Origin of the sequence: Streptomyces sp. NBC_01390 (genome assembly GCF_045040105.1) — a bacterium.
Classification (GTDB): Bacteria; Actinomycetota; Actinomycetes; order Streptomycetales; family Streptomycetaceae; genus Streptomyces.
In genome coordinates this window covers 2660569-2680407 of the sequence record NZ_CP109551.1, presented here as the reverse complement: position 1 = coordinate 2680407, position 19839 = coordinate 2660569, and the positions used below count along the sequence as shown (strand labels likewise).

The window sequence follows — 19839 nt, the reverse complement described above, 5'->3', positions numbered from 1 at the left end:
GACGGGGGACGAAGAAGTGTCCGGGAGTCTGCTCGATGCGAGCGCCGTGATCGGCTGCCCGCACGGCGGTCGTGTCAGCGCCGCCTCCACACCCACCGGCGGCGTACGGGTCGCCGGCGCCGTCGTCGTCACGGCGGCGCACGCCAACACCGTCGTCACCGGCTGCCCGCACACCGTCGACGGTGTGCCCACGCCCTGCGTCTCGGTCCGCTGGACCGCCGCCGACACCGGTGTCCTGGTCGACGGCGCGCCCGCGCTCCTCGACACCTCCGCGGCCCAGTGCTTCACATCGGGCCTCGTCCCGCAGGGGCCACCCGTCGTCCAGGCCGTGCAGCGAAAGGTCACCGTCCGATGAGCCGCCCGACCCGCCCCGGCGCCACCAGCATGGCGACAAGCCCGCGCAGCGACATCGCGTTCCCCTTCCGCGCCGACCGGCGTGGCCGCACCGCGCACGCCCGTCACGCCGAGCACGTCCACGACCTCGTCGAGCAGCTCCTCTTCACCAGTCCGGGCGAGCGGGTGATGCGCCCCGACTTCGGCTGCGGACTCCTCGAACTCGTCTTCGCGCCCAGCAGCCCGGAGTTGATCAGCACGCTCGAACTCTCCGTGCAGGCCGCGCTGCAGCGCTGGCTCGGCGACCTCATCGACGTGCTGGCCCTCGACGTGGTCGGCGAGGACAACGTCGTACGCGTGCATCTCTCGTACGTCGTCCGCGCCACCGGCACCCGACGTGACGACGTCTTCGAAGGGCGGGCCGCCGTATGAGCACCCACCAGAGCGACAGCGTCGCCGTACCACGGCGCGCGAAGGTAAGGGCCGCCCAGCTCAACGGAGTTGACGCCGTCGAGGTCGATGACGACGGGCTGCTGCTCACCGTCACCTTCCTCGGCAAGGCCCCCCACGGGCTGTGCCCCGAGAACATCCGCGTCGACGGCGGCCGACGCGTCACCGGCATCACCGCCGTCGACGTGAGCGTCGAGCGGGAGGAGGACCCGGAACTCGACGACCGGCTGTACGTCACCCTCGACAAGACCGGCGACAGCTCCCGCTACCGCCTCTCGGTCGTCGAGACCGACCCGTACGACCGCCCGGGCACCCAGCCCTACCGAGGCTTCGACCAGCGCTACCACAGTGCTCTCTTCTCCTTCCGGCCCGACCGTCCAACACCCTTCGACAGCGCGGGAGATGAGCCGGGCAGCGGCTCCGAGCGGGTCTTCCCGGCCGCTCCCGTCGTCGACTACACCGCCCGCGACTACGACACCATCCGCAAGCTCCTCCTCGACCGGCTCGCGCTCACCACCCCCGACTGGGTCGAACGCAACCCCGCCGACCTGGGCGTGGCCCTCGTCGAACTCCTCGCGTACACCGGCGACCAGATCAGCTACCAGCAGGACGCGGTCGCCACCGAGGCCTACCTCGACACCGCCCGCCGCCGCGTCTCCGTACGCCGGCACGTCCGGCTCATCGACTACGCGATGCACGACGGGTGCACGGCCCGGGCACACGTCACCGTCGAGACCGCCGGTGACCACACGCTCGCCCCGGGCACCTTCCGCTTCGCCTCCGTCGACGTTCGCAGCCTCGACCCGCACGACCGGCCCGAGCCCGGCACCGTCGTCGACGAACGTGACCTCGCCGATCTCGACGAGCGCGGCTCGGTGGAGGTCTTCGAACCGGTCCTCGCCGCCGACCCGTTGGAGCTGCGGGTCGCCCACAACGCGATCCGGCTGTGGACCTGGGGCGGCGAGGTGAACGCCCTCCCGAAGGGCGCCACCGCCGCCACCCTGCGCGACGAATGGCAGGACCCCGAGACCTGCCGCGACCGCCGACTCGACCTCAGGCCGGGTGACCTGCTCGTCCTGGAGGAGGTGAAGGGCCCGCGTACCGGCACCCCCGGCGACGCCGACCCCGCCCGCCGCCAGGCCGTCCGCCTCACCTCCGTCACCCCCGCCCTCGACCGCATCGAGGACCAGCCGGTCCTGGAGGTCACCTGGGCGGCCGAGGACGCCCTCCGCTTCCCGCTCTTTCTCACCGCCCGCGCAGGACGTGACTGCCTGCCCGTCGAGGACGTGACCCTGGCGCGCGGAAACGTGGTCCTCGTCGACCACGGCCGCTCCCTGCCCGGGGACGGACTGCCCGAGACGTTCACCGTGCCGCCCGTACCCGCCGTCGTCGCCCCGTGCGACCCTCCCGCCTTCGGCTGCTCCGACCGCACCGAGGGCAACGCGCCCGCGCGACTCGTCAACTCCCTGGCGGACAAGGCGGAAAGCGGGCAGGCGCTGACGGCAGACGACATCCGCGAGCTGTTCGACGTACTCGGTGAAGCCGCCACCACCCGCGCCGGCCTCGGCCTCGAACGTGCCGGACAGCGCCACGAGCGTGTCGTGCCCGGCACCGCCTACGCCCAGGCGGCCGCCCTGCGCACCCTGCTCGCGCAGTCCGCCTACCCCGGCATCGCACCCCGCTTCCGGCCGGTCCTCGGAGGGGCGCCGATCGCCCAGGCGGTGCCGTTCCCCGACCCGGTGACCGTCTCCGCCGGACAGGCCGAGCGGATCGCCGCCATCCCCGGACGGGTACGGCAGCGCCTCGTCGAACTGTGGCGCAGCGCCCGTGACCGCGACGGGCTCGGCGACGAGGAGATCGCCGAACTCGCCGTCGTGTACGGCCTGAAGGTGCTGGAGCGGTACGAACTCCGCCGCCATCCCGTGCGCGCCCTACGGGAACTGCTGCACGGGAACGACGAGTTGCTCGACGGCAAGCTGCGCCGCGTCGAGATCCTCACGGCACGGGCCCGCGCCGGGACCGTCCTCGACGGGCACATCGCCTGGGAGATCGCGCACAGTTGGGGCCCGGCGTACGCGGCCGGACTCCACCCCGACGAACCCGTGCTGCGCGGCTCCGCGACCGCCGCCCTCACCCAGGACCCACGCTGCGCCCTGCCCGCCGTACGGCTGGAAGAACAGGAAGGCGACAACTCCTGGTCACCGCGCCGGGACCTGCTGGGCAGCGGCCCCCGCGACCGGCACTTCGTCGGCGAACTGGAGGACGACGGACGCCTCGCGCTCCGCTTCGGCGACGGCAGGCACGGCGCCCGGCCCGTCCCGGGAACCCGGCTGGCCGCCCGCTACCGCCTCGGCGGCGGCAGCGCGGGCAACGTGGGCGCCGAGGCCATCAACCACCTGGTCGTCAACCACCAGACCGTCAGCGAGCAGACCGTCAACGACAAGGTCGTCAACGACCAGGACACGTCGGGGGAATGCCCGTCGCCGCCCGTCGCCGTCGTCCGCAACCCGCTGCCCGCCGCCGGTGGCACCGAGCCCGAATCCATGGAACTGGTACGTCAGTTGGCCCCCCTCGACCTGCGCCGCACCCGACTGCGCGCCGTCACCGCCGAGGACTACGCGGACCTCGCCGCCGCCCTCCCCGGCGTCCAGCGCGCCGCCGCCGAGATCCGCTGGACCGGCAGCACCCAGGAGGCCCACCTCGCTATCGACGCGTACGGCACCGGAACGCCCCCGCCCGAGCTGCTCGCGTCGGTCGCCCAGGCCCTGGAGGCGTACCGGCGCATAGGCCACGACCTCGTCGTCGGCCCCGCCCGGCATGTACCGCTGGACCTCGCGCTCACCGTGTGCGCCGCGCCGGGCCACCAACACGGGCAGATCCTCGCCGAGTTGTACCGCGTCCTGGGCACCGGCCGGTTGCCGGACGGACGGCTCGGGTTCTTCCACCCGGACGCCCTGACCTTCGGCGAGCCGGTCCGGCTCAGTCGGCTGGTCGCCGTCGCCGCCGCCGTACCCGGTGTGGAGGGCGTCCAAGTAGGCAGACTGCGGCGGCTGTTCGAGCAGGACCGAGGAGAGAGGGAGGACGGCGTGCTGCGGCTCGGCCCGCTGGAGATCGCCACCTGTGACAACGACCCGGACCGGCCGGAGAACGGCCTCCTGGCGATATCCCTGACGCCTCTTGGAGGTGCCCGATGACCACCGACACGACCCTCCCGGCGGCCGACTTCGCCGACGACTGCACCTGCGGCGGCGCCTGCCGTCCCGGTCACGACGAGCGCCTCGCCCCGGCCCCGCTCCACAACCCGCCCGGCCGCACCGCCCTCGACTACCGCGTCGACGAATACGGCGGCTTCCTGGCCGCCCTCCTCGACCGGCTCGCCTCGCCCGCATACCCGGCGCTCGGAGGCCTCACCGTCCGCACCCCGGACGACCCGGCGATCGGCCTGCTCGACGCCACCGCCGTCCTCGGTGACCTGCTCACCTTCCACTCCGAGCGGATCGCCGACGAGGCCTACGTCCGTACGGCCAACGAGCACCGCTCACTCGTCCTGCTCGGGCGGCTCGTCGGCCACCGGCCACGCCCCGGAGTCGCCGCCACCACCCATCTCGCGTACACCCTCGAACGCGACCCGCGTGCCGAGACGTTGCCCGTGCTGATACCTCGTGGGGCGCGCAGCAACAGCGTGCCGGCGTCCGCCGACGAGCAGTCGCAGACCTTCGAGACGAGCCGCGATCTGACGGCCCGCTGGGACTGGAACGAGCTGAAGGTCCGCCGTCGGCGCCCCTCCCTGCTCACCCCGCAGGACCTGGAGTCCCGCTCCGAGATCTTCGTCGAAGGCACCGCGAACTCCCTGCGCACCGGCGAACAGTTGCTCTTCGTCTTCGGCGAACAGGCTGATGGTGCACGCCTGTTGCTGCCGGTCGCGAGGACACGCGTCGACCGCGACGACGACATCACGGCGATCTCCCTGGCCTCGTCCGCGCCGGCCACGCTGAAGGAACTCGTCGACGAGGTCCGCCGCTGGACGGCCGAGCCTGCGATCCCCGGTGAGCCCGGCGACGAACCGCCGACGCCGGAGATCCCCAACCCGCGCCCGGTGAGCCGGTTGATCGAGGACTTCGACGATCAGGTTCTCGCCTCGCTCCGTGCCGACCTGGATGGTGTGAAGACGCCGGAGCAGTTGGCGGCCCGGCTTGCGGAGCCGGTGGCTCGGCTTGGTGAGGCGCAGGTGCTTGCCACTCCGTGGGAGGGCGTGGCGGTGTGGTTCGAGCGGTTGGAGGCGGTGCTGGGTGAACTCGGTTCGCGTGCACTTGAGTTGGCGCCGGTGCAGAGCGCAGAGGGGGGTGACTCTGTAGGTGGTCGGGCGGGTGCTGCGCCGTTGGGGCTGGTCGCGCAGTTCCCCGCGCCCCTGGAGGGCGATTCGCGTGCCGCTGGTTTTCAGGCTCCGGTCGGGCGGATTGCCGCGCCGCTGGAGGGGGATTCGCGTGGCGCTGGTTTTCAGGGTCCGGTCGGGCGGTTCCCCGCGCCTCTGGAGGGCGATTCGCGTGCCGCTGCTTTTCAGGCTTTGGCTGCTGTTCTGCCCGGGCTGCGGGCCTCGGCGCCCGCTCCTGCCGCTGGTGCCCGTGTCCGGCGGCCCGGTGGGGACGCGGCCCGTCTGCTCTCCGCTCTCGACCCCGGGCTTGGCAGCCTCTACCCGGCCTGGCGCTCCAGTGCCCCCGGGACTGCGCCCCAGCTGCTGCGTGAGCTGCTCGCGCTGCGTGTCACCACGGCCCCGTTCGGTGCCACCGCGCCGCTCAAGCCGGTTCAGGACGACCGGGGCCGGGTCATCCGTACCGCCGACTGGCCGCTCACCGGCGCCGCGCTCACGAGCATGCGCGTCGTCTACGACACGGCGGGCAAGGTTCCGGTCAGGGCCGAGTTCCAGTACGTCGAGGGCAGCAGCTCCGACCAGCGGGCCGAGAACCTGCCCGTCCCGCAGTTCGTCACCTTCCCGCTGGGCACCGGACAGGTGGACCTGTCCGTCCGCGCCGCCCAGGACCCCCAGCAGCCCGGGGTCACCGCCCGCCTCCACTCGGGGCTGCCGGAGCGCACGGTGTTCGTGTCGCGGCCCGACGACGAGGGGCTGGTGACCGTCGCCATCCACAACGGCACCAGCCAGGAGATCTCCCTGCGCCCCGGCGTCAGCGAGCAGTTCACCCACGGGGAGTACGAGGTGAGCCTGCGCTACGCGCTGGGCTCCACCGAGCCCAACGTGGAAGTGGTCATCGCGAGCAAGCCACAGCCCATCAACCACCGACTCCTCCAGCTCGACAGCGTGCACACCGGCATCACGGTCGGCAGCTGGGTCGCGATTCAGCGCCCCGCCAAGGGAGTTCAGGGCGGAATCCCCGGCGACCCGAAACTCGCCTTCGTCACCACGCAGGTCGTCGCCACCCGTACGGCCTCCTACACCAACTACGGCATCACCGGCCGAGGCACCGAACTCACCCTCGCCGACCCCTGGTTGGACGAGTTCGACGTCCTGCTCTCGCACATCCGGGACACCACCGTGCACGCCGCCGGGGAAACCCTGCACCTGGCCGACGAGCCGCTCGGCGAGGACGTGCACGGCAACGAGATCGAACTCGCCCAGCTCTACGACGGGTTGCGCGCGGGCCGCACCCTGATCGTCACCGGTGAGCGCACCGACATCCCCGGCGCGACCGGCGTCCGGGCCACCGAGGTCGTCACCCTCGCCGCGGCCGACCCGGCCGTCGACCCCCGGCTCCCCGGCGACCACGTCCACACCAGGCTCACCCTGACCGCCGACCTCACCCACCGCTACCGCCGGGAAAGCGTCAGCATCCTCGGCAACGTCGTCGAGGCGACGCACGGAGAAGGGCGCGACGAGGCCATCGGCAGCGGCGACTCGGACCGCGTCAACCAGACCTTCGCGCTCTGGCAGTCGCCGCTCACCTGGCTCGCCGACGACAACCCCCTGGGCGCGACACCCGTGCTGGAGATCCGCGTCGACGGTCTGCGCTGGCACGAGGTCGACAGCCTCGCCGGACGCGGACCGCGCGAACGCGTCCACATCACCGGCACCACCTCCGACGGCCGTACGACGGTGACCTTCGGCGACGGGGTCAACGGCGCCCGGCTGCCCACCGGCCACGAGAACGTCCGAGCCCGCTACCGCTTCGGCACCGGCAAGGCCGCCAACACCGCGGCCCACCGGATCACCCAGCCCCTCACCCGCCCGCTCGGCGTCAGCCAGGTCACCAACCCCCGCCCCGCGACCGGCGGTTCGGACGCGGACGGGCCCGGTCTGACCCGCCGGACCATCCCGCTCGCCGTGTCGGCCCTGGACCGACTGGTCTCCACGGCCGACTACGAGGACTTCGCCCGCTCCCGCGCCGGTATCGGCCGGGCCACCGCACGCGAACTCTTCGACGGACGGCGGCGGTTGCTGCACGTCACGGTCGCGGGTACGGACGACATCCCGATCGCCGACGACGCGGAGATCCTGCGTGCCCTGCGCGGCGCGCTCACCGAGTACGGAGACACGGGCCTCGCCGTCCGCGTCGACGTCCGTGAACTGGTCCTCCTCCTCGTCGCGGCCAGGGTCAAGGTCGCCCCCGACCACTCCTGGGAGCTCGTCGAGCCACGCCTCCGGCAGGCCCTGCTGCGCAGACTCGGCTACGAGGGACGGGAGTTGGCCCGCCCGGCGCGACTGTCCGAGGTTCTCGCCACGGCCCACACCGTGCCCGGCGTCGACTACGTCGACGTCGACGTCTTCACCGGCGTCCCCGCCGCCGCCACCCCCGAGCAGCTCACCGAGCTGCTCGCCCACCCCGGCACGCCGAGGCCCTCGGTCCCGGCGCACCCGGCGACGTACGACGAGAGGACCCACACGGTGCGGAACGCGGACGGCGAGACCCTCTCGTCGATCTGCGCCCGACACGGCGTCCCGCTCGCCGAACTCCTGCGCCTCAACCCCGACATCACCGACACCCGGCGCCTCGCCAAGGGCCGGACGGTGTACGTCTTCCGCGGCATCCGCCCAGCCCAGCTCGCCCTGCTGTCCCCGCGCGCCGCGGACACCCTGATACTCACGGAGGTCAAGTGATGGCCGCGAACCCCCCGGACGTCCAGTTCGAGACCGCAGCACAGGGGACCGCCCGGGACCCCGACGGCCTCGCCGCCCTGCTGCCCCGCTGGCACCTCCTGCGCGACGCCGAGGAGGGCGAACCGCTGCGTGCGCTGCTCGCGGTGATCGCCGAGCAGCTCGACCGGGTACGCGACGGAGTCGAGCAGGGCTACGAGGATCTGTTCGTCGAGACGGCGGCCCCCTGGGTGCTGCCGTACCTCGGCGACCTGGTCGGCTACCGCACCCTCCCCGGCTACGAACGCGTCCTTACCGACGGTCTGCACGACGGGGGCCGGGCGGCGCTCGCCGAGGCGATAGCCCCGCGCGCCGACGTGGCGGCCACCGTCGCGAGCCGCCGCCGCAAGGGCACCCTGCACCTTCTGGAGGAGATCGCCGAACAGGTCGCCGACCTGCCCGCGCGAGCCGTCGAGCTGTCGCGCCTGGTCGCCCACAACCAGTCGGTCAAGCTCCACCGGGACACCGGACGGGGCCGGCTCCTCGACCTCCGGAACAGTTCCGCGCTCGCCCTCGCCGGCGGCCCGTTCGACACGGCGGCCCGTACGGTCGACGTGCGCAGCGCCAACTCGCCGCGCAGGCAGGGAGGTTGGACCCCCGCCGGAGTCGCCCTCTTCGTCTGGCGGCTGAAGGCGTACTCACTGACCCGCTCCCCGGCGTACTGCGTGGACCGCGCCCGCAACCTCTACACCTTCTCGATCCTCGGCAACGACAGCCCCCTGGTCACCAAACCGGTCCCGGAGCCGTCACCCACACACCTCGCCGCCGTCGACAACGTGCCCGCCTTCGTCACCCGCCGTCTGCTCCACGACCGCCTCACCGACTACTACGGACCCGGCAAGAGCTTCGTCATCCGGCGCGACGGCGAGGACAAGCCCGTGCCCCCGTCCGACCTCGTGGTCACGGACCTGTCCGACTGGCGCTACCGGCCGAAGCGCGGCCAGGTCGCCGTGGACCCCGAGCTGGGCCGGATCGCGTTCGGCGCCCGCTCCGCACCCCGGCAGGGCGTCTGGGTCGACCACCACTACGCGTTCGGCGCCGACATGGGCGGCGGCGAGTACGAACGGGCCCGGGTGGCCCGGCCCGACGCCGACTTCTACCGGGTGGGCCCCGGACAGCCGTACCGCCAGATCATGGACGCCTACCGCGCCTGGCAGCACGACCGCCGGGCGGACCGCACCGGCCCCGAAGGCATCATCGAGATCACCCACAGCGGCGCCTACCAGGAGCAGCTGGACTTCGACCTCGACCCCGGCGACCGCCTCGAACTCCGCGCCGCCGAAGGCACCCGACCGGTGATCCGCCTCCTCGACTGGTACAGCAACCGCCCCGACGCCCTCAACATCCGTGCCGTGGCGGACGACTGCGCCCCGCACGAGCGCCCCCGGATCACCCTCGACGGGCTCCTCGTCGCCGGCCGGGGCATCAACGTCACCGGTCCGATGGGAGCGGTCGTCCTACGGCACTCCACCCTCGTCCCGGGCTGGTCACTGGAACCGGAGTGCGACCCGCACTCGCCCGACGAACCGAGCATCGTCCTCGAACGCACCACCGCCTGCCTCCAGATCGAGCACAGCATCCTCGGCACCATCGAGGTCATCGGCGACGAGGTCAGCGAGGACCCCCTCGACATCCACCTCCGCGACAGCATCCTGGACGCCACCGCCGACGACCGCGAGGCACTGTCCGCCCCCGACTGCCGCCACGCCCACGCCGTCCTGCACCTCCACCGCACCACCGTCATCGGCGAGATCCACACCCACGCGGTACAAGTCGCCGAGAACTCGATCTTCACCGGCCGACTGCACGTGGCCCGGCGCGGCATCGGAGGTCTGCGCTACTCCTACGTCCCCGCCGGGTCCCGTACCCCGCGCCGGTACCGCTGCCAGCCGGACCTGGCCGGTCCCGAACAGGCGGCACGCGTACGGCCGTTGTTCGCGTCGAAGCGCTACGGGACGCCCTGGTACGGCCAGTTGGCCGACCTCCCCCACTCTCGGCTTCGCTCGAGCGGGGGGACCCCCATCGCCGAGGAGATCCGGCGCGGCGCGGACGACGGCGCCGAACTGGGCGCCTTCCACGACCTGTACCGCCCGCAGCGCGAGGACGGTCTGCGCGCCCGGCTCGCGGAGTACACGCCCGCCGGTACGGACGCGGGGATCTTCTTCGTGACCTGAGCCGACCCGGGCCGCCTCGATCCCGCATCCGTCAACGACCGCGTGACCTCGCCCACTTCTCACTTCTGAGCCGTCTGAACCTTCCGAACCTGGGGGACCCCTTCCATGCACGCCGACCTCTCCCGACTCACCTTCCGCCCCGACCGCCACTACTCGTCGGTCATCGCCCAGCAGGGCCGCGTCCAACTCGACGCCGACGCCAACGAACAGGCGGCGATCCAGCTCCACCAGGCCCGTACCCTCGCCGCCGACCTGATCGGACCGCACGGCGGACCGCGCGACTCGGCCGGCTTCCGTATCGAGTACGTGGGCGGCAGGCACGACATCGACACCCTGTACATCCACGGCGGCCGGTACTACGTCAACGGCATCCTCCTCGACGCGAACCGCACGGCCCCCGGCACTCCCGTACCGAGGGACGACGGGGACACCCCGGACGCCCAGGACCAGGCGCCGACCGACAGCGCCCAACCGCCCGCGTACTGGACCTACTGGGACCAGCCCGACGGTTTCCGTGACCCCGAGCGGCCCGGCGACCGGCTGCCCTCGCCCGCCCAGTCGCCCTTCCTCGTCTACCTGAAGGTGTGGGAGCGCTCGGTCACGGCCGCCGAGGACCCGGCGCTGCGCGAGGTGGCCCTGGGCGCCGCCCTGCCCGACACCGCCGCCCGCGTGAAGGTCGTCTGGCAGGTGCTGCCGCTCGCGCTGGCCGCGCTGGACATCGAGGAGCCCGAGCCGTCGAAGGCGGTGGTCAGCGCCGCCTTCGACCGCTGGGCGCTGAAGCAGTCCACGCCCACGGCCCGTCTCGCCGCCCGCAGCGAACGCCCCGACCACGCCGACGAGGACCCCTGCCTCGTCAGGCCCGACGCCCGCTACCGGGGCCCGGAGAACCAGCTCTACCGCGTCGAGATCCACGACGGGGGCGAGGCCAAGGACGCCGGCTTCAAGTGGTCGCGCGAGAACGGCTCCGTGGTCTTCCCGGTCGACGAACTCGACGGCACCTGGGTCCAGTTGGCGTCCCTCGGCTACGACGACAAGCTCGACCTGGATGTCGGCGACCGGGTCGAGTTCACCGACAGCGCGTACTCCTCCCGGCTGGAACCCCTTCCCCTGCTGCGAGTCGAGGAGCTGGACCTTCCCGGCCGCCGGGTCCGTCTCTCCGCCGAACCTGAGCCCGGCGTGGGCCGCCTGCCCGAGCTGAACCCGTTCCTGCGCCGCTGGGACCATCACGAGGGCACCAAGCGCAAGGGCCGTACGACAGCCCTCCGCAACGGCGCCGTTCCGGTCACGGAGGGGGAGTGGCTGCCCCTGGAGGACGGCGTCGAGGTCTACTTCGCCAAGGGTGCCACCTACACGACCGGCGACCACTGGCTCATCCCCGCCCGCACCGCCACCGGCAGCGTCGAATGGCCGGTGGACCGGGCCCGGCGCCCCCTCCTCCAGGCGCCTGCCGGCATCGTCCGCTCCTACGCCCCGCTGGCCCTGGTGCAGGGCGAGGGCAGCACGGTGGACCTCCGCCGCGCCTTCGGGTGGGCGGCGAGCAGTGTCCCGGCGGCCGACGAGGCGGCCCTCGCGGCGGAGGCACAGGCCCGCCGGGAGGAACAGGCGGCGGACGCCGATCCCTCCCACGGGAGGTCCCAGACCACCGCGAAAGCGGAGGCAGCCGTGGACGGAGACAAGTAATGGCGAACCCGCTCAGCGCGTCCAAGCTGCTGGAGATCCTGCGCGCGGAGGGCCTGACGGTCCACGAGGTCCGCAGCTGGCGCACCCACAACCGCAACGCGAAGGGCCCTTGGGGCCCGGTCAACGGTGTGATGATCCACCACACCGTCACTTCGGGCACGAACTCCTCCGTCACCCTCTGCTACGACGGCCACGCCAACCTGCCCGGCCCCCTCTGCCACGGCGTCATCGACAAACAGGGCCACATCCACCTCGTCGGCAACGGCCGCGCCAACCACGCGGGGCTCGGCGACAACGACGTCCTCAGAGCCGTGATCAACGAGTCGAAGCTGCCCGTCGACAACGAGGCCGACACGGACGGCAACCGCCACTTCTACGGCTTCGAGTGCATCAACCTGGGCAACGGCACGGACCCCTGGCCCGAGGCGCAGAAGGAGGCCATCGAGAAGGTGTCCGCCGCGATCTGCCGCCACCACGGCTGGAGCGAGCGCTCGGTGATCGGCCACAAGGAGTGGCAGCCCGGCAAGGTGGACCCCCGAGGCTTCACGATGGACAGCATGCGGGCCCGTATCCGCGAACGCCTGGCAGGGGGCGGCGGCAAGGACACCGACCCCACCCCGACACCGCCCAGGCCGTCCTACGTGCCGTTCCCCGGCGCCGCCTTCTTCCATACGGGTCAGAAGTCCCCGCTGATCACCGCCATGGGCCTCCGCCTGGTGGCCGAGGGCTGCGGACGCTACGAGAAGGGCCCCGGCCCCGAATGGACCGAGGCCGACCGAAAGTCCTACACGGCCTGGCAACAAAAACTCAACTACAAGGGCAAGGACGCAGACGGAATCCCGGGAAAGACAAGCTGGGACAAACTAAAGGTGCCGAGCATCTGATTTTTTGCTGCCGCGTCCACAGGGCGCTATGGAGCAACGGCGAGGAGACGCGCCCCTACAGGGGCGCGGGGAACTGCGCGACCAGCCACAACGCACCCGCACGCACCCACTACGCACACACCCCCTACGCACTGGAAGACGGCGGATAAGAGGGCCGCGCAGGCACCCGCGGCCCTCCCGTCACCGGCGGCGCCGCCTTCGGCGAGGGCAACGCCGGCAACGCCCCCTCATAAAGCCACGCAGCGAACAACTCGTCCAACGGCTCCACAGCAAACCGAGCCACATACGCCGTGAACGTCCCCGTACTCACCGACCCACCCCGGTGCAACCCGGCCCACCCCCGCAACATGCGGAAAAACGCCTCGTCCCCCAAAGCGCACCGCACCGCGTGCACGGTCAGCCCACCCCGCTGGTACAACCGGTCGTCGAACATCAACTTCCGCCCGGGATCGGCGAGCCGCAGATCCTGCGGCCGCCCGGACAGCAACCGATGCGCCACCGCGGCGAGTTGCTGCGCACTGCGCCCACCGGACCGCTCCGACCACAACCACTCCGCGTACTTGGCGAACCCCTCGTTCAGCCAGATGTGCCGCCAGTCCGCGATGGACACGCTGTTGCCGAACCACTGGTGGGCCAGCTCGTGCGCGACGAGCCGCTCCGAACTCCGCGCCCCGTCGACATGGTTGGCGCCGAACAGCGACAACCCCTGTGCCTCGACGGGCACATCGAGTTCCTCCTCGGTCACCACGACCGCGTACTCACCGAACGGATACGGCCCGAACAGCTCCTGGAACAGCTCCATCATGGCGGGCTGACGTGCGAAGTCCCGGGAGAACTCGGTGAGCAACTCGGCCGGAATGTGCCCGTGTTGGGGCACCCCGCCCAGCCCGGGGTCGCCGAGCAGAACGGTCTGGTACTTCCCGATCGACAGCCCGACGAGATAGCTCGACGTCGGCGCGGACTGCTCGTACACCCACGTGGTGGTGGACGCCTTGGTCGTCCGGGTCAGCAGCCGGCCGCCCGCCACCACCGAGTACGCCGACGGTGTGGTGATCGAGATCTGGTAGGACGCCTTGTCGGCGGGCCGGTCGTTGCACGGGTACCAGGAGGGTGCCCCGATCGGCTGGCTCGCCACCAGCGCCCCGTCCTCCAGCTCCTCCCAGCCGATCTCGCCCCAGGGGCTGTTGACCGGCTTGGGGTTGCCCGCCCAGTGCACCTCGACGGTGAACGCGGCCCCGGTCCGCAGCGGCTTCGCGGGGCGGATGCGCAGCCGGCCGCCCCGGTGCGTGTAGTGGGCGGCCTTGCCGTCCACCCGTACCCGGCCGATCTTGAAGTCGCCGAGGTTCAGCTGGAATTCGGCGAGCGGGGACCGGCCCGCTATGGCGTTGATGCGGGCCGTGCCCGCGAGCCGGTTCGGGCCGGGGCGGTAGTCCAGCGCGAGTTCGTACCGGTGCACCCGGTAACGGGCGTCACCGTTTGCCGGAAAGTACGGGTCCGAACCCACTGTCTGCTGAACGCTCACTGCTGAGTCTGCTCCCTGCGATGTGCTCGTACGAGGTGCCGGAGATGAACCCACTCCCGCTCCGGTACCCGAACGAGCCGTGCCCACCGCTTTCAGGAACGCCATGACTCGATCGGGTTGCCCAGCCAGCGGGTGTCGTCGGGAACGGACTCCGCCGCCATGACCAGCGACGCGGGACCCAGAGTGGACCGGGCCCCGACCGTGGAGCCGGGCAGGACGATCCCGCCAGGACCCAGCGTCGCGCCCTCACGGAGGACCACAGTATCCGTCCGCAAGATCCGGTCGTGGAAGAGGTGTGTCTGGAGCACGCATCCCCGGTTAACAGTGGCCGCGTCGCCCAGGGTCACCAGGTCGGTCTCGGGCAGCCAGTAGCTCTCCACCCAGACCCCCTTGCCGATGTGCGCGCCGAGCCCCCGCAGCCACGCCGACAGCACGGGCGTACCCGGCACGGCACCCGCGAGCCACGGTACGGCGACGACCTCGACGAAGGTGTCCGCCAGCTCGTTGCGCCACACGAAACTGCTCCACAGCGGATGCTCACCGGCGCGGTGGCGTCCGACGAGCGTCCACTTGGCGACGATGGACAGGAGGCAGGCGAGGGCCCCGACAGCGAGCAGCACCAGGCCGCCCGCCAGCCAGAACCATCCGCCGAGCACGCTGAACGCGGCGACCGTCAGGACGGCGAGACCGGCCGAGCAGAACACCGGCACGATCCGGAACAGCTCCACCAGCGCCCGCGCCCACAGCAGGTGCGCCGGGGGATCGTACGTACGGCTCTGGTCGCCGCCGCTCGCCGACCGGGGCAGCTTCATGGGCGGCAGGCCCAGGTACGAGCTGCCCTTCTTGGCCTTCTTCGGCGTGGCCGAGAGGACCCCGACCAGCCCGCCGTCGGGCACCGACCGGCCCGGCGCGGTCATCCCGGAGTTGCCCAGGAAGGCCCGCCGCCCGATCTCGGCCCGCCCGATCCGCAGCCAGCCACCGCCGAGCTCGTACGGCGCGGTCAGGGTGTCGTCGGCCAGGAAGGCGCCCTCGCCGACGGTCGTCAGGCTCGGCAGCGCCAGCACGGTCGACACCTCGGCGCCGCGCCCGATCCGCATCCCGAGCAGCCGCAGCCACACCGGCGTGATCAGCCCGGCGTACAGCGGGAACAGCGTCTCGCGGGAGCGGTCCATGAGCTGGGTGACCGTCCAGGCCTGCCAGCCGATGCGGCTGTGCGTGGGATGCGTACCCTCGCGCAGCCTCAGACTCAGCAGCCGTACGGCGACCAGGATCACCAGCGCGTACGCGAGACCGAACGCCAGCGTGGCCGGCACCAGCGCGAGCGCGACGCCCCGCAGCGCGGCCCCGAGTCCGGCGTCGGGGTCGACGAACAGGCTCGTGACCAGCAGCGCGACCGCGCCCGACAGGACCGGCAGCATGGTCAGCGCGAACCCGGTGATGCCGTACATGGCCCGCCAGGCGCGCCCGCGCTGCGGACGCTCCTTGGGCCAGTTCCGCTTGGCCTTGCCGAGCTTCACGGCCGGCGCACCGGCCCAGCGCTGCCCGGTCGGCACCGTCCCGGCGACCGCCGAACCCGGCGCCACCTCGGCCCGCTTGCCGACCCGCGCTCCGGGGAAGAGCAGGCTGCGCGTGCCGACGACAGCGCCGGCACCCACCTTGACCTGCCCGATCTCCAGCCGGTCCCCGTCGAGCCAGTGTCCCGACAGATCCACCTCGGACTCGACGGCGGCCCCGCGCCCCAGCTTGAGCATGCCGGTGACCGGGGGCAGCGAGTGCAGGTCGACGTCCGCGCCGACCTTGCCGCCGAGCGCTCGCGCGTACCGCTCCAGCCACGCACCGGTCAGCGAGGTCGCCCCGCTGAACTCGGCGAGCCGCTCGGCGGTCCACAGCCGCAGATGGACGCTGCCACCGCGCGGGTACCGCCCAGGCTTCACATCGCGCAGCAGCAGCCGCGCTCCACCGGCCGCGAGGGCGAGCCGCCCGGGCGGGGAGAACAGCACGGCGGCTCCGACGGCCACCGCCCACCACGACGTGACGGGCGCCCACGGATAGGCACCGAACCAGTGCAGTACGTTCCCGGCGGCGGCCAGCGCGACCGCCCACCGCAGGCCCATCAGCGTGAACAGCGGAATCAGCAGCAGCAGCTGCACGGCCTTGGCGCGCAGGGGAACCGGCGCGATGATCCGCCCGCTCGTGTCGTCCTGTGCGGACTCCTCCAGGTGCCGGGCGAGCTTTCGCAGCACCGGCTGCTGGTAGATGTCGAGGACGGCGGCGCTCGGGTAGCGCGTCCGCAGGCGTGTGGTGAGCTGGGCGGCGCCGAGACTGCTGCCGCCGATCGCGAAGAAGTCGTCGTCCGCGCTGCCCACGGGGATGCCGAGGACCTCGCTCCACTGCTCGGCGACCCAGGCCTCGGTGCCGTACAGCTGGGCGGCGGGGCCGGTCTCCATGGCCTCCAGCGGCCACGGCAGGGCGCCCCGGTCGACCTTGCCGGACGTGCGCGTCGGCAGGTCTGCGACCGGCGCGAGCAGCGGCACCAGGGCGGCGGGCAGCTCGGCGCGCAGCCGCTCCACGGCGGCGGCATGGTCCCAGCCGTCCTGCGTCACGACATAACCGACGAGCAGCTGGTTGCCGCTGCGGGCGGTCCGGACGGCCGCTGCGGCGCCGGCGACACCGGGCAGGGCCTGGAGCGCCGAGTCGACCTCGCCCAGCTCGATACGGCGTCCGCCGAGCTTGATCTGCTCGTCGGCCCGCCCGAGGAAGATCAGCCCCTCGGGTTCGGCCTTGACGAGGTCTCCGCTGCGGTAGGCGCGCTCCCAGCCGAGGGATTCGAGGGGCGCGTACTTCTCGGCGTCCTTCTCGGCGTCGAGATACCGCGCGAGTCCGACACCGCCGATCACCAGTTGCCCACTGGCCCCCATGGCGGCGGGCTCCCCGGCCTCGTCGACGACGGCCAGCTCCCAGCCGTTCAGCGGCAGCCCGATCCGGATCGGCTCCTCCCCGGTCATCAGGGAGGCGCAGGCGACGACGGTGGCCTCGGTGGGCCCGTAGGTGTTCCACACCTCGCGCCCCTCCGTCACCAGCCGCTGCACCAGCTCGGGCGGGCAGGCCTCCCCGCCGAAGATCAGCAGCCGTACGTCGTTGAGGGTCTCGGGCTCCCACAGCGCGGCCAGCGTGGGCACGGTGGAGACGACGGAGATCTCCTGCTCGACCAGCCAGGGCCCCAGGTCGGCGCCGCTGCGGACCTGTGAGCGCGGTACGGGCACCAGACAGGCCCCGTAGCGCCAGGCAAGCCACATCTCCTCGCAGGAGGCGTCGAAGGCCACGGAGAGGCCCGCCATGACCCGGTCGCCGGGCCCCACGGGGTCGTCGGTGAGGAACAGCGCGGCCTCGGCGTCCACGAAGGCGGCGGCGCTGCGATGGCTGACGGCGACGCCCTTGGGCTTTCCGGTGGAGCCGGAGGTGAAGATGATCCAGGCGTCGTGCTCGACCCCGGGGCGGCGGGCGGGAAGCTCACTGCGGGCGCCGGGTACGGTGATCTCGTACCCGGCGCCGACCACGGCCCGTACGTCGGCCTCACCGAACACCAGCTCGGCCCGCTCGTCCGGGTCCTCGGCGTCCACGGGGGCGTAGGCGGCACCGGCGGCCAGCACGGCCAGGATGGCGACGTACAGCTCGTTGGTCCCGGACGGCACCCGGACCCCGACACGGTCCCCGAGGCCGACTCCGGCGGCGCTCAGCCGGCGGCGTACGCCCTCGACCTCGGCGGCCAGCGCCCGGTAGGTGAGCGCGGTGGTGCCGTCGTCGAGGGCGGGCTCGTTCGGGTACGAACGTACGGTGGCGTCGAACACGTCGACGAGGGTGCGCGGCGAGGCGGCGGGCCCCGCGGAGAAACGTGCTGAGTCGCCGAACCGCTCGCGGATCTCGTCGTCGAGCAGACCGAGAGCACTGCTCTCGTGTAGGGCTGTCATCAGGTCCTCGCGTCTCGTTCCCGGAGACCTCCGGGGCGCTGGCGAGGGCCCGCAGGTCTGCCTGGGGTTGTCCGGCTCCAGCTCCGTTCCGTAACAAGCCGGAAATTTTAGTACGAGACTAGGCTCGCGCCAGTGCGCCTGCCAGGTGAGAGCGCCGTACGGGGGGTGCGGCGGCGACTCCCGGCGCCGGGAGTCGCCGGGGCCAACCTCCTGACCTGGTGATCTTCGTAGGTCACCCGGCCGGACGAGATATCGCCCACACCCAGCCTAAAACAGCGAATCGGTCAGCGCGCGGTCCACTTCTGGTTGGGTTGACCGTTGCACGTCCACAGTTGGAGCCGGGTGCCGTTGCCCGTCTTCTGGTCCTTGACGTCGACGCATTTGTTGGCCTGCGGATTCACCAGGTCGTTGGGCCCGGCGAGGATGAAGTGCTGGGCCGGATTGCCGCTGCACTTGGCCAGTTGGATGACCGCGCCGTCCGCGGTGGAGCCCCAGGCGACGTCCATGCACAGGCCCATGGCGCGCACGGTGCCGTCGGACTTGAACGTCCACTTCTGCTGGGCCTTGCCGTTGCACGACCAGATCTCCAGCGGGGCGCCGTCCTTGCCCTTGTCGCCGACGACGTCGATGCACTTGTTGGACGCGTGACTGAAGATGATCGCGCCGGGGACGACCGGAGCGGCGCTCGGTTTGCTGCTCGTGCCGGTGCTGCCGCTGTTGCTCGAACCGCCGCCGCTGGTCGAGCCCTTCGTGCCGGACCCCGAACTGCCGCTCTTCGAACCGGAGGAGTTCTGCGACGTGTTGGAGCCCGCGCCCTGGCTCTTGCCGCCGGAATTCGCGGCAGCGCCGACGCCCGCACCGGCGCCCGGGGCCGCGCCGCCCGCAGCGCCCTTGCCGCCGGTGCCGGCGGGGGCCTTCGCGGGCGCCTTCGACGGCGACTTGGAGGGCTTCGCCCCACCCGCGTTCGGCTTCGGGTCGGCCGACTCGAAGGCGCCGGGAACCGCACCCTCCAGCGAGTCGCTCAGTACGGTGTCCGCCGTGCTGCCCCCGGCGGCGCTACGGGACGGGGTGTCGTCGTTGTCGCGGGCGCTGATCAGGAACGGCACCGACACCAGGAGCGCGCCCGCGATGGCCGCGGCGGCCAGGATGGCCCGCGACGGGCGGCCGGGGTGGCCGTCCTGCGCGGCGGTGGTGACGCCGCCGTCGGATTCGTCGCCCAGGGTGACCACGTCGGGCACGGCGCCGGCAGCGGCGGCACCGTCACCGGCGGGGCTTCCGCCCTCCGACCGGGCCTGGGCCTCGGCCTCGGGGTCAGGCCGGCGCGCCTCGCCCTCCGGCTGGGACTCCGGGTCCGGTTCGGCCTCCGGTTCAGCCTTCGATTCGGCCTCCGGCTCCGGCTCCGACTGCGGCTGCGGGGAGGACGCGGCTGTGGGTGCCGGTTCGGCCGCCGGCGCGGCAACGGCCGTGGGGGCGGGCGCGGTTGCGGTCGGGTCCGGCGTCGCCGGAGCGGCGGCACCGGAGTCCGGCTCGGCGGCTGCGGACTGCCCTTGGGGGGCGTTCTGTGCGGCGGTCATGACGTCCTCCTGGCGGAGCGGCGGTGGGGGGGCGGGGTCCACCGGGTACTGGGTCATCGGGCGGAACAGGGTCACCGGGTGCCGGGTCACCGAGTTCCGGGGCATTGGGT

The 19839-nt window shown here is 72.3% G+C and carries 10 protein-coding genes; 7 read left to right on the top strand and 3 right to left on the bottom strand.

Going from position 1 to position 19839, the window contains the following annotated elements:
- Nucleotides 1-16 precede the first annotated feature (16 nt).
- The 7 genes from OG241_RS11910 (at nucleotide 17) to OG241_RS11880 (ending at nucleotide 12665) form a co-directional block, all read left to right on the top strand.
- Complete coding sequence (locus OG241_RS11910) at nucleotides 17-355, top strand: hypothetical protein (RefSeq protein WP_405815210.1); 339 nt, start codon at nucleotides 17-19, stop codon at nucleotides 353-355.
- The gene (locus tag OG241_RS11905) at nucleotides 352-765 is read left to right on the top strand and encodes a GPW/gp25 family protein (protein ID WP_405815208.1); all 414 of its coding nucleotides are present in this window, start codon (nucleotides 352-354) and stop codon (nucleotides 763-765) included. Before OG241_RS11910 ends, OG241_RS11905 begins: the two co-directional genes overlap by 4 nt.
- Nucleotides 762-3977, top strand: coding sequence for a putative baseplate assembly protein (locus OG241_RS11900; RefSeq protein WP_405815207.1), 3216 nt, complete (start codon nucleotides 762-764; stop codon nucleotides 3975-3977). Before OG241_RS11905 ends, OG241_RS11900 begins: the two co-directional genes overlap by 4 nt.
- Complete coding sequence (locus OG241_RS11895) at nucleotides 3974-7891, top strand: putative baseplate assembly protein (RefSeq protein WP_405815206.1); 3918 nt, start codon at nucleotides 3974-3976, stop codon at nucleotides 7889-7891. Before OG241_RS11900 ends, OG241_RS11895 begins: the two co-directional genes overlap by 4 nt.
- Nucleotides 7891-10101: a hypothetical protein gene (locus OG241_RS11890; protein WP_405815205.1), complete on the top strand. Its 2211-nt coding sequence runs from the start codon at nucleotides 7891-7893 to the stop codon at nucleotides 10099-10101. Before OG241_RS11895 ends, OG241_RS11890 begins: the two co-directional genes overlap by 1 nt.
- Before the next feature lie 105 nt (nucleotides 10102-10206).
- The gene (locus tag OG241_RS11885) at nucleotides 10207-11781 is read left to right on the top strand and encodes a DUF6519 domain-containing protein (protein ID WP_405815204.1); all 1575 of its coding nucleotides are present in this window, start codon (nucleotides 10207-10209) and stop codon (nucleotides 11779-11781) included.
- Entirely contained in the window at nucleotides 11781-12665 is an 885-nt protein-coding gene (locus OG241_RS11880) for a peptidoglycan-binding protein (RefSeq protein WP_405815203.1), read from the top strand. The genes OG241_RS11885 and OG241_RS11880 overlap by 1 nt, the downstream gene beginning before the upstream one ends.
- Before the next feature lie 124 nt (nucleotides 12666-12789).
- Here the strand turns inward: OG241_RS11880 and OG241_RS11875 are convergent, their stop codons facing one another.
- The 3 genes from OG241_RS11875 to OG241_RS11865 form a co-directional block, all read right to left on the bottom strand.
- Complete coding sequence (locus OG241_RS11875) at nucleotides 12790-14187, bottom strand: M1 family metallopeptidase (protein ID WP_405815202.1); 1398 nt, start codon at nucleotides 14185-14187, stop codon at nucleotides 12790-12792.
- A gap of 92 nt (nucleotides 14188-14279) precedes the next feature.
- Nucleotides 14280-18155 (bottom strand): Pls/PosA family non-ribosomal peptide synthetase, encoded by a 3876-nt coding sequence (locus tag OG241_RS11870; RefSeq protein ID WP_405815201.1) that lies wholly within the window; start codon nucleotides 18153-18155, stop codon nucleotides 14280-14282.
- A 284-nt stretch (nucleotides 18156-18439) separates the two neighbouring features.
- Nucleotides 18440-19729 carry a ricin-type beta-trefoil lectin domain protein gene (locus OG241_RS11865; protein ID WP_405815200.1) on the bottom strand — a complete coding sequence of 430 codons (1290 nt, stop codon included), beginning with the start codon at nucleotides 19727-19729 and terminating at the stop codon, nucleotides 18440-18442.
- Between the last annotated feature and the right edge of the window lie 110 nt (nucleotides 19730-19839).

Excerpts from the sequence above, each read along its gene's own strand:
- OG241_RS11905 (WP_405815208.1), top strand. The coding sequence starts at position 352 with ATGAGCCGCCCGACCCGCCCCGGCGCCACCAGCATGGCGACAAGCCCG.
- OG241_RS11900 (WP_405815207.1), top strand. The coding sequence starts at position 762 with ATGAGCACCCACCAGAGCGACAGCGTCGCCGTACCACGGCGCGCGAAG.
- OG241_RS11895 (WP_405815206.1), top strand. The coding sequence starts at position 3,974 with ATGACCACCGACACGACCCTCCCGGCGGCCGACTTCGCCGACGACTGC.
- OG241_RS11890 (WP_405815205.1), top strand. The coding sequence starts at position 7,891 with ATGGCCGCGAACCCCCCGGACGTCCAGTTCGAGACCGCAGCACAGGGG.
- OG241_RS11885 (WP_405815204.1), top strand. The coding sequence starts at position 10,207 with ATGCACGCCGACCTCTCCCGACTCACCTTCCGCCCCGACCGCCACTAC.
- OG241_RS11880 (WP_405815203.1), top strand. The coding sequence starts at position 11,781 with ATGGCGAACCCGCTCAGCGCGTCCAAGCTGCTGGAGATCCTGCGCGCG.
- OG241_RS11870 (WP_405815201.1), bottom strand. The coding sequence starts at position 18,155 with ATGACAGCCCTACACGAGAGCAGTGCTCTCGGTCTGCTCGACGACGAG.
- OG241_RS11865 (WP_405815200.1), bottom strand. The coding sequence starts at position 19,729 with ATGACCGCCGCACAGAACGCCCCCCAAGGGCAGTCCGCAGCCGCCGAG.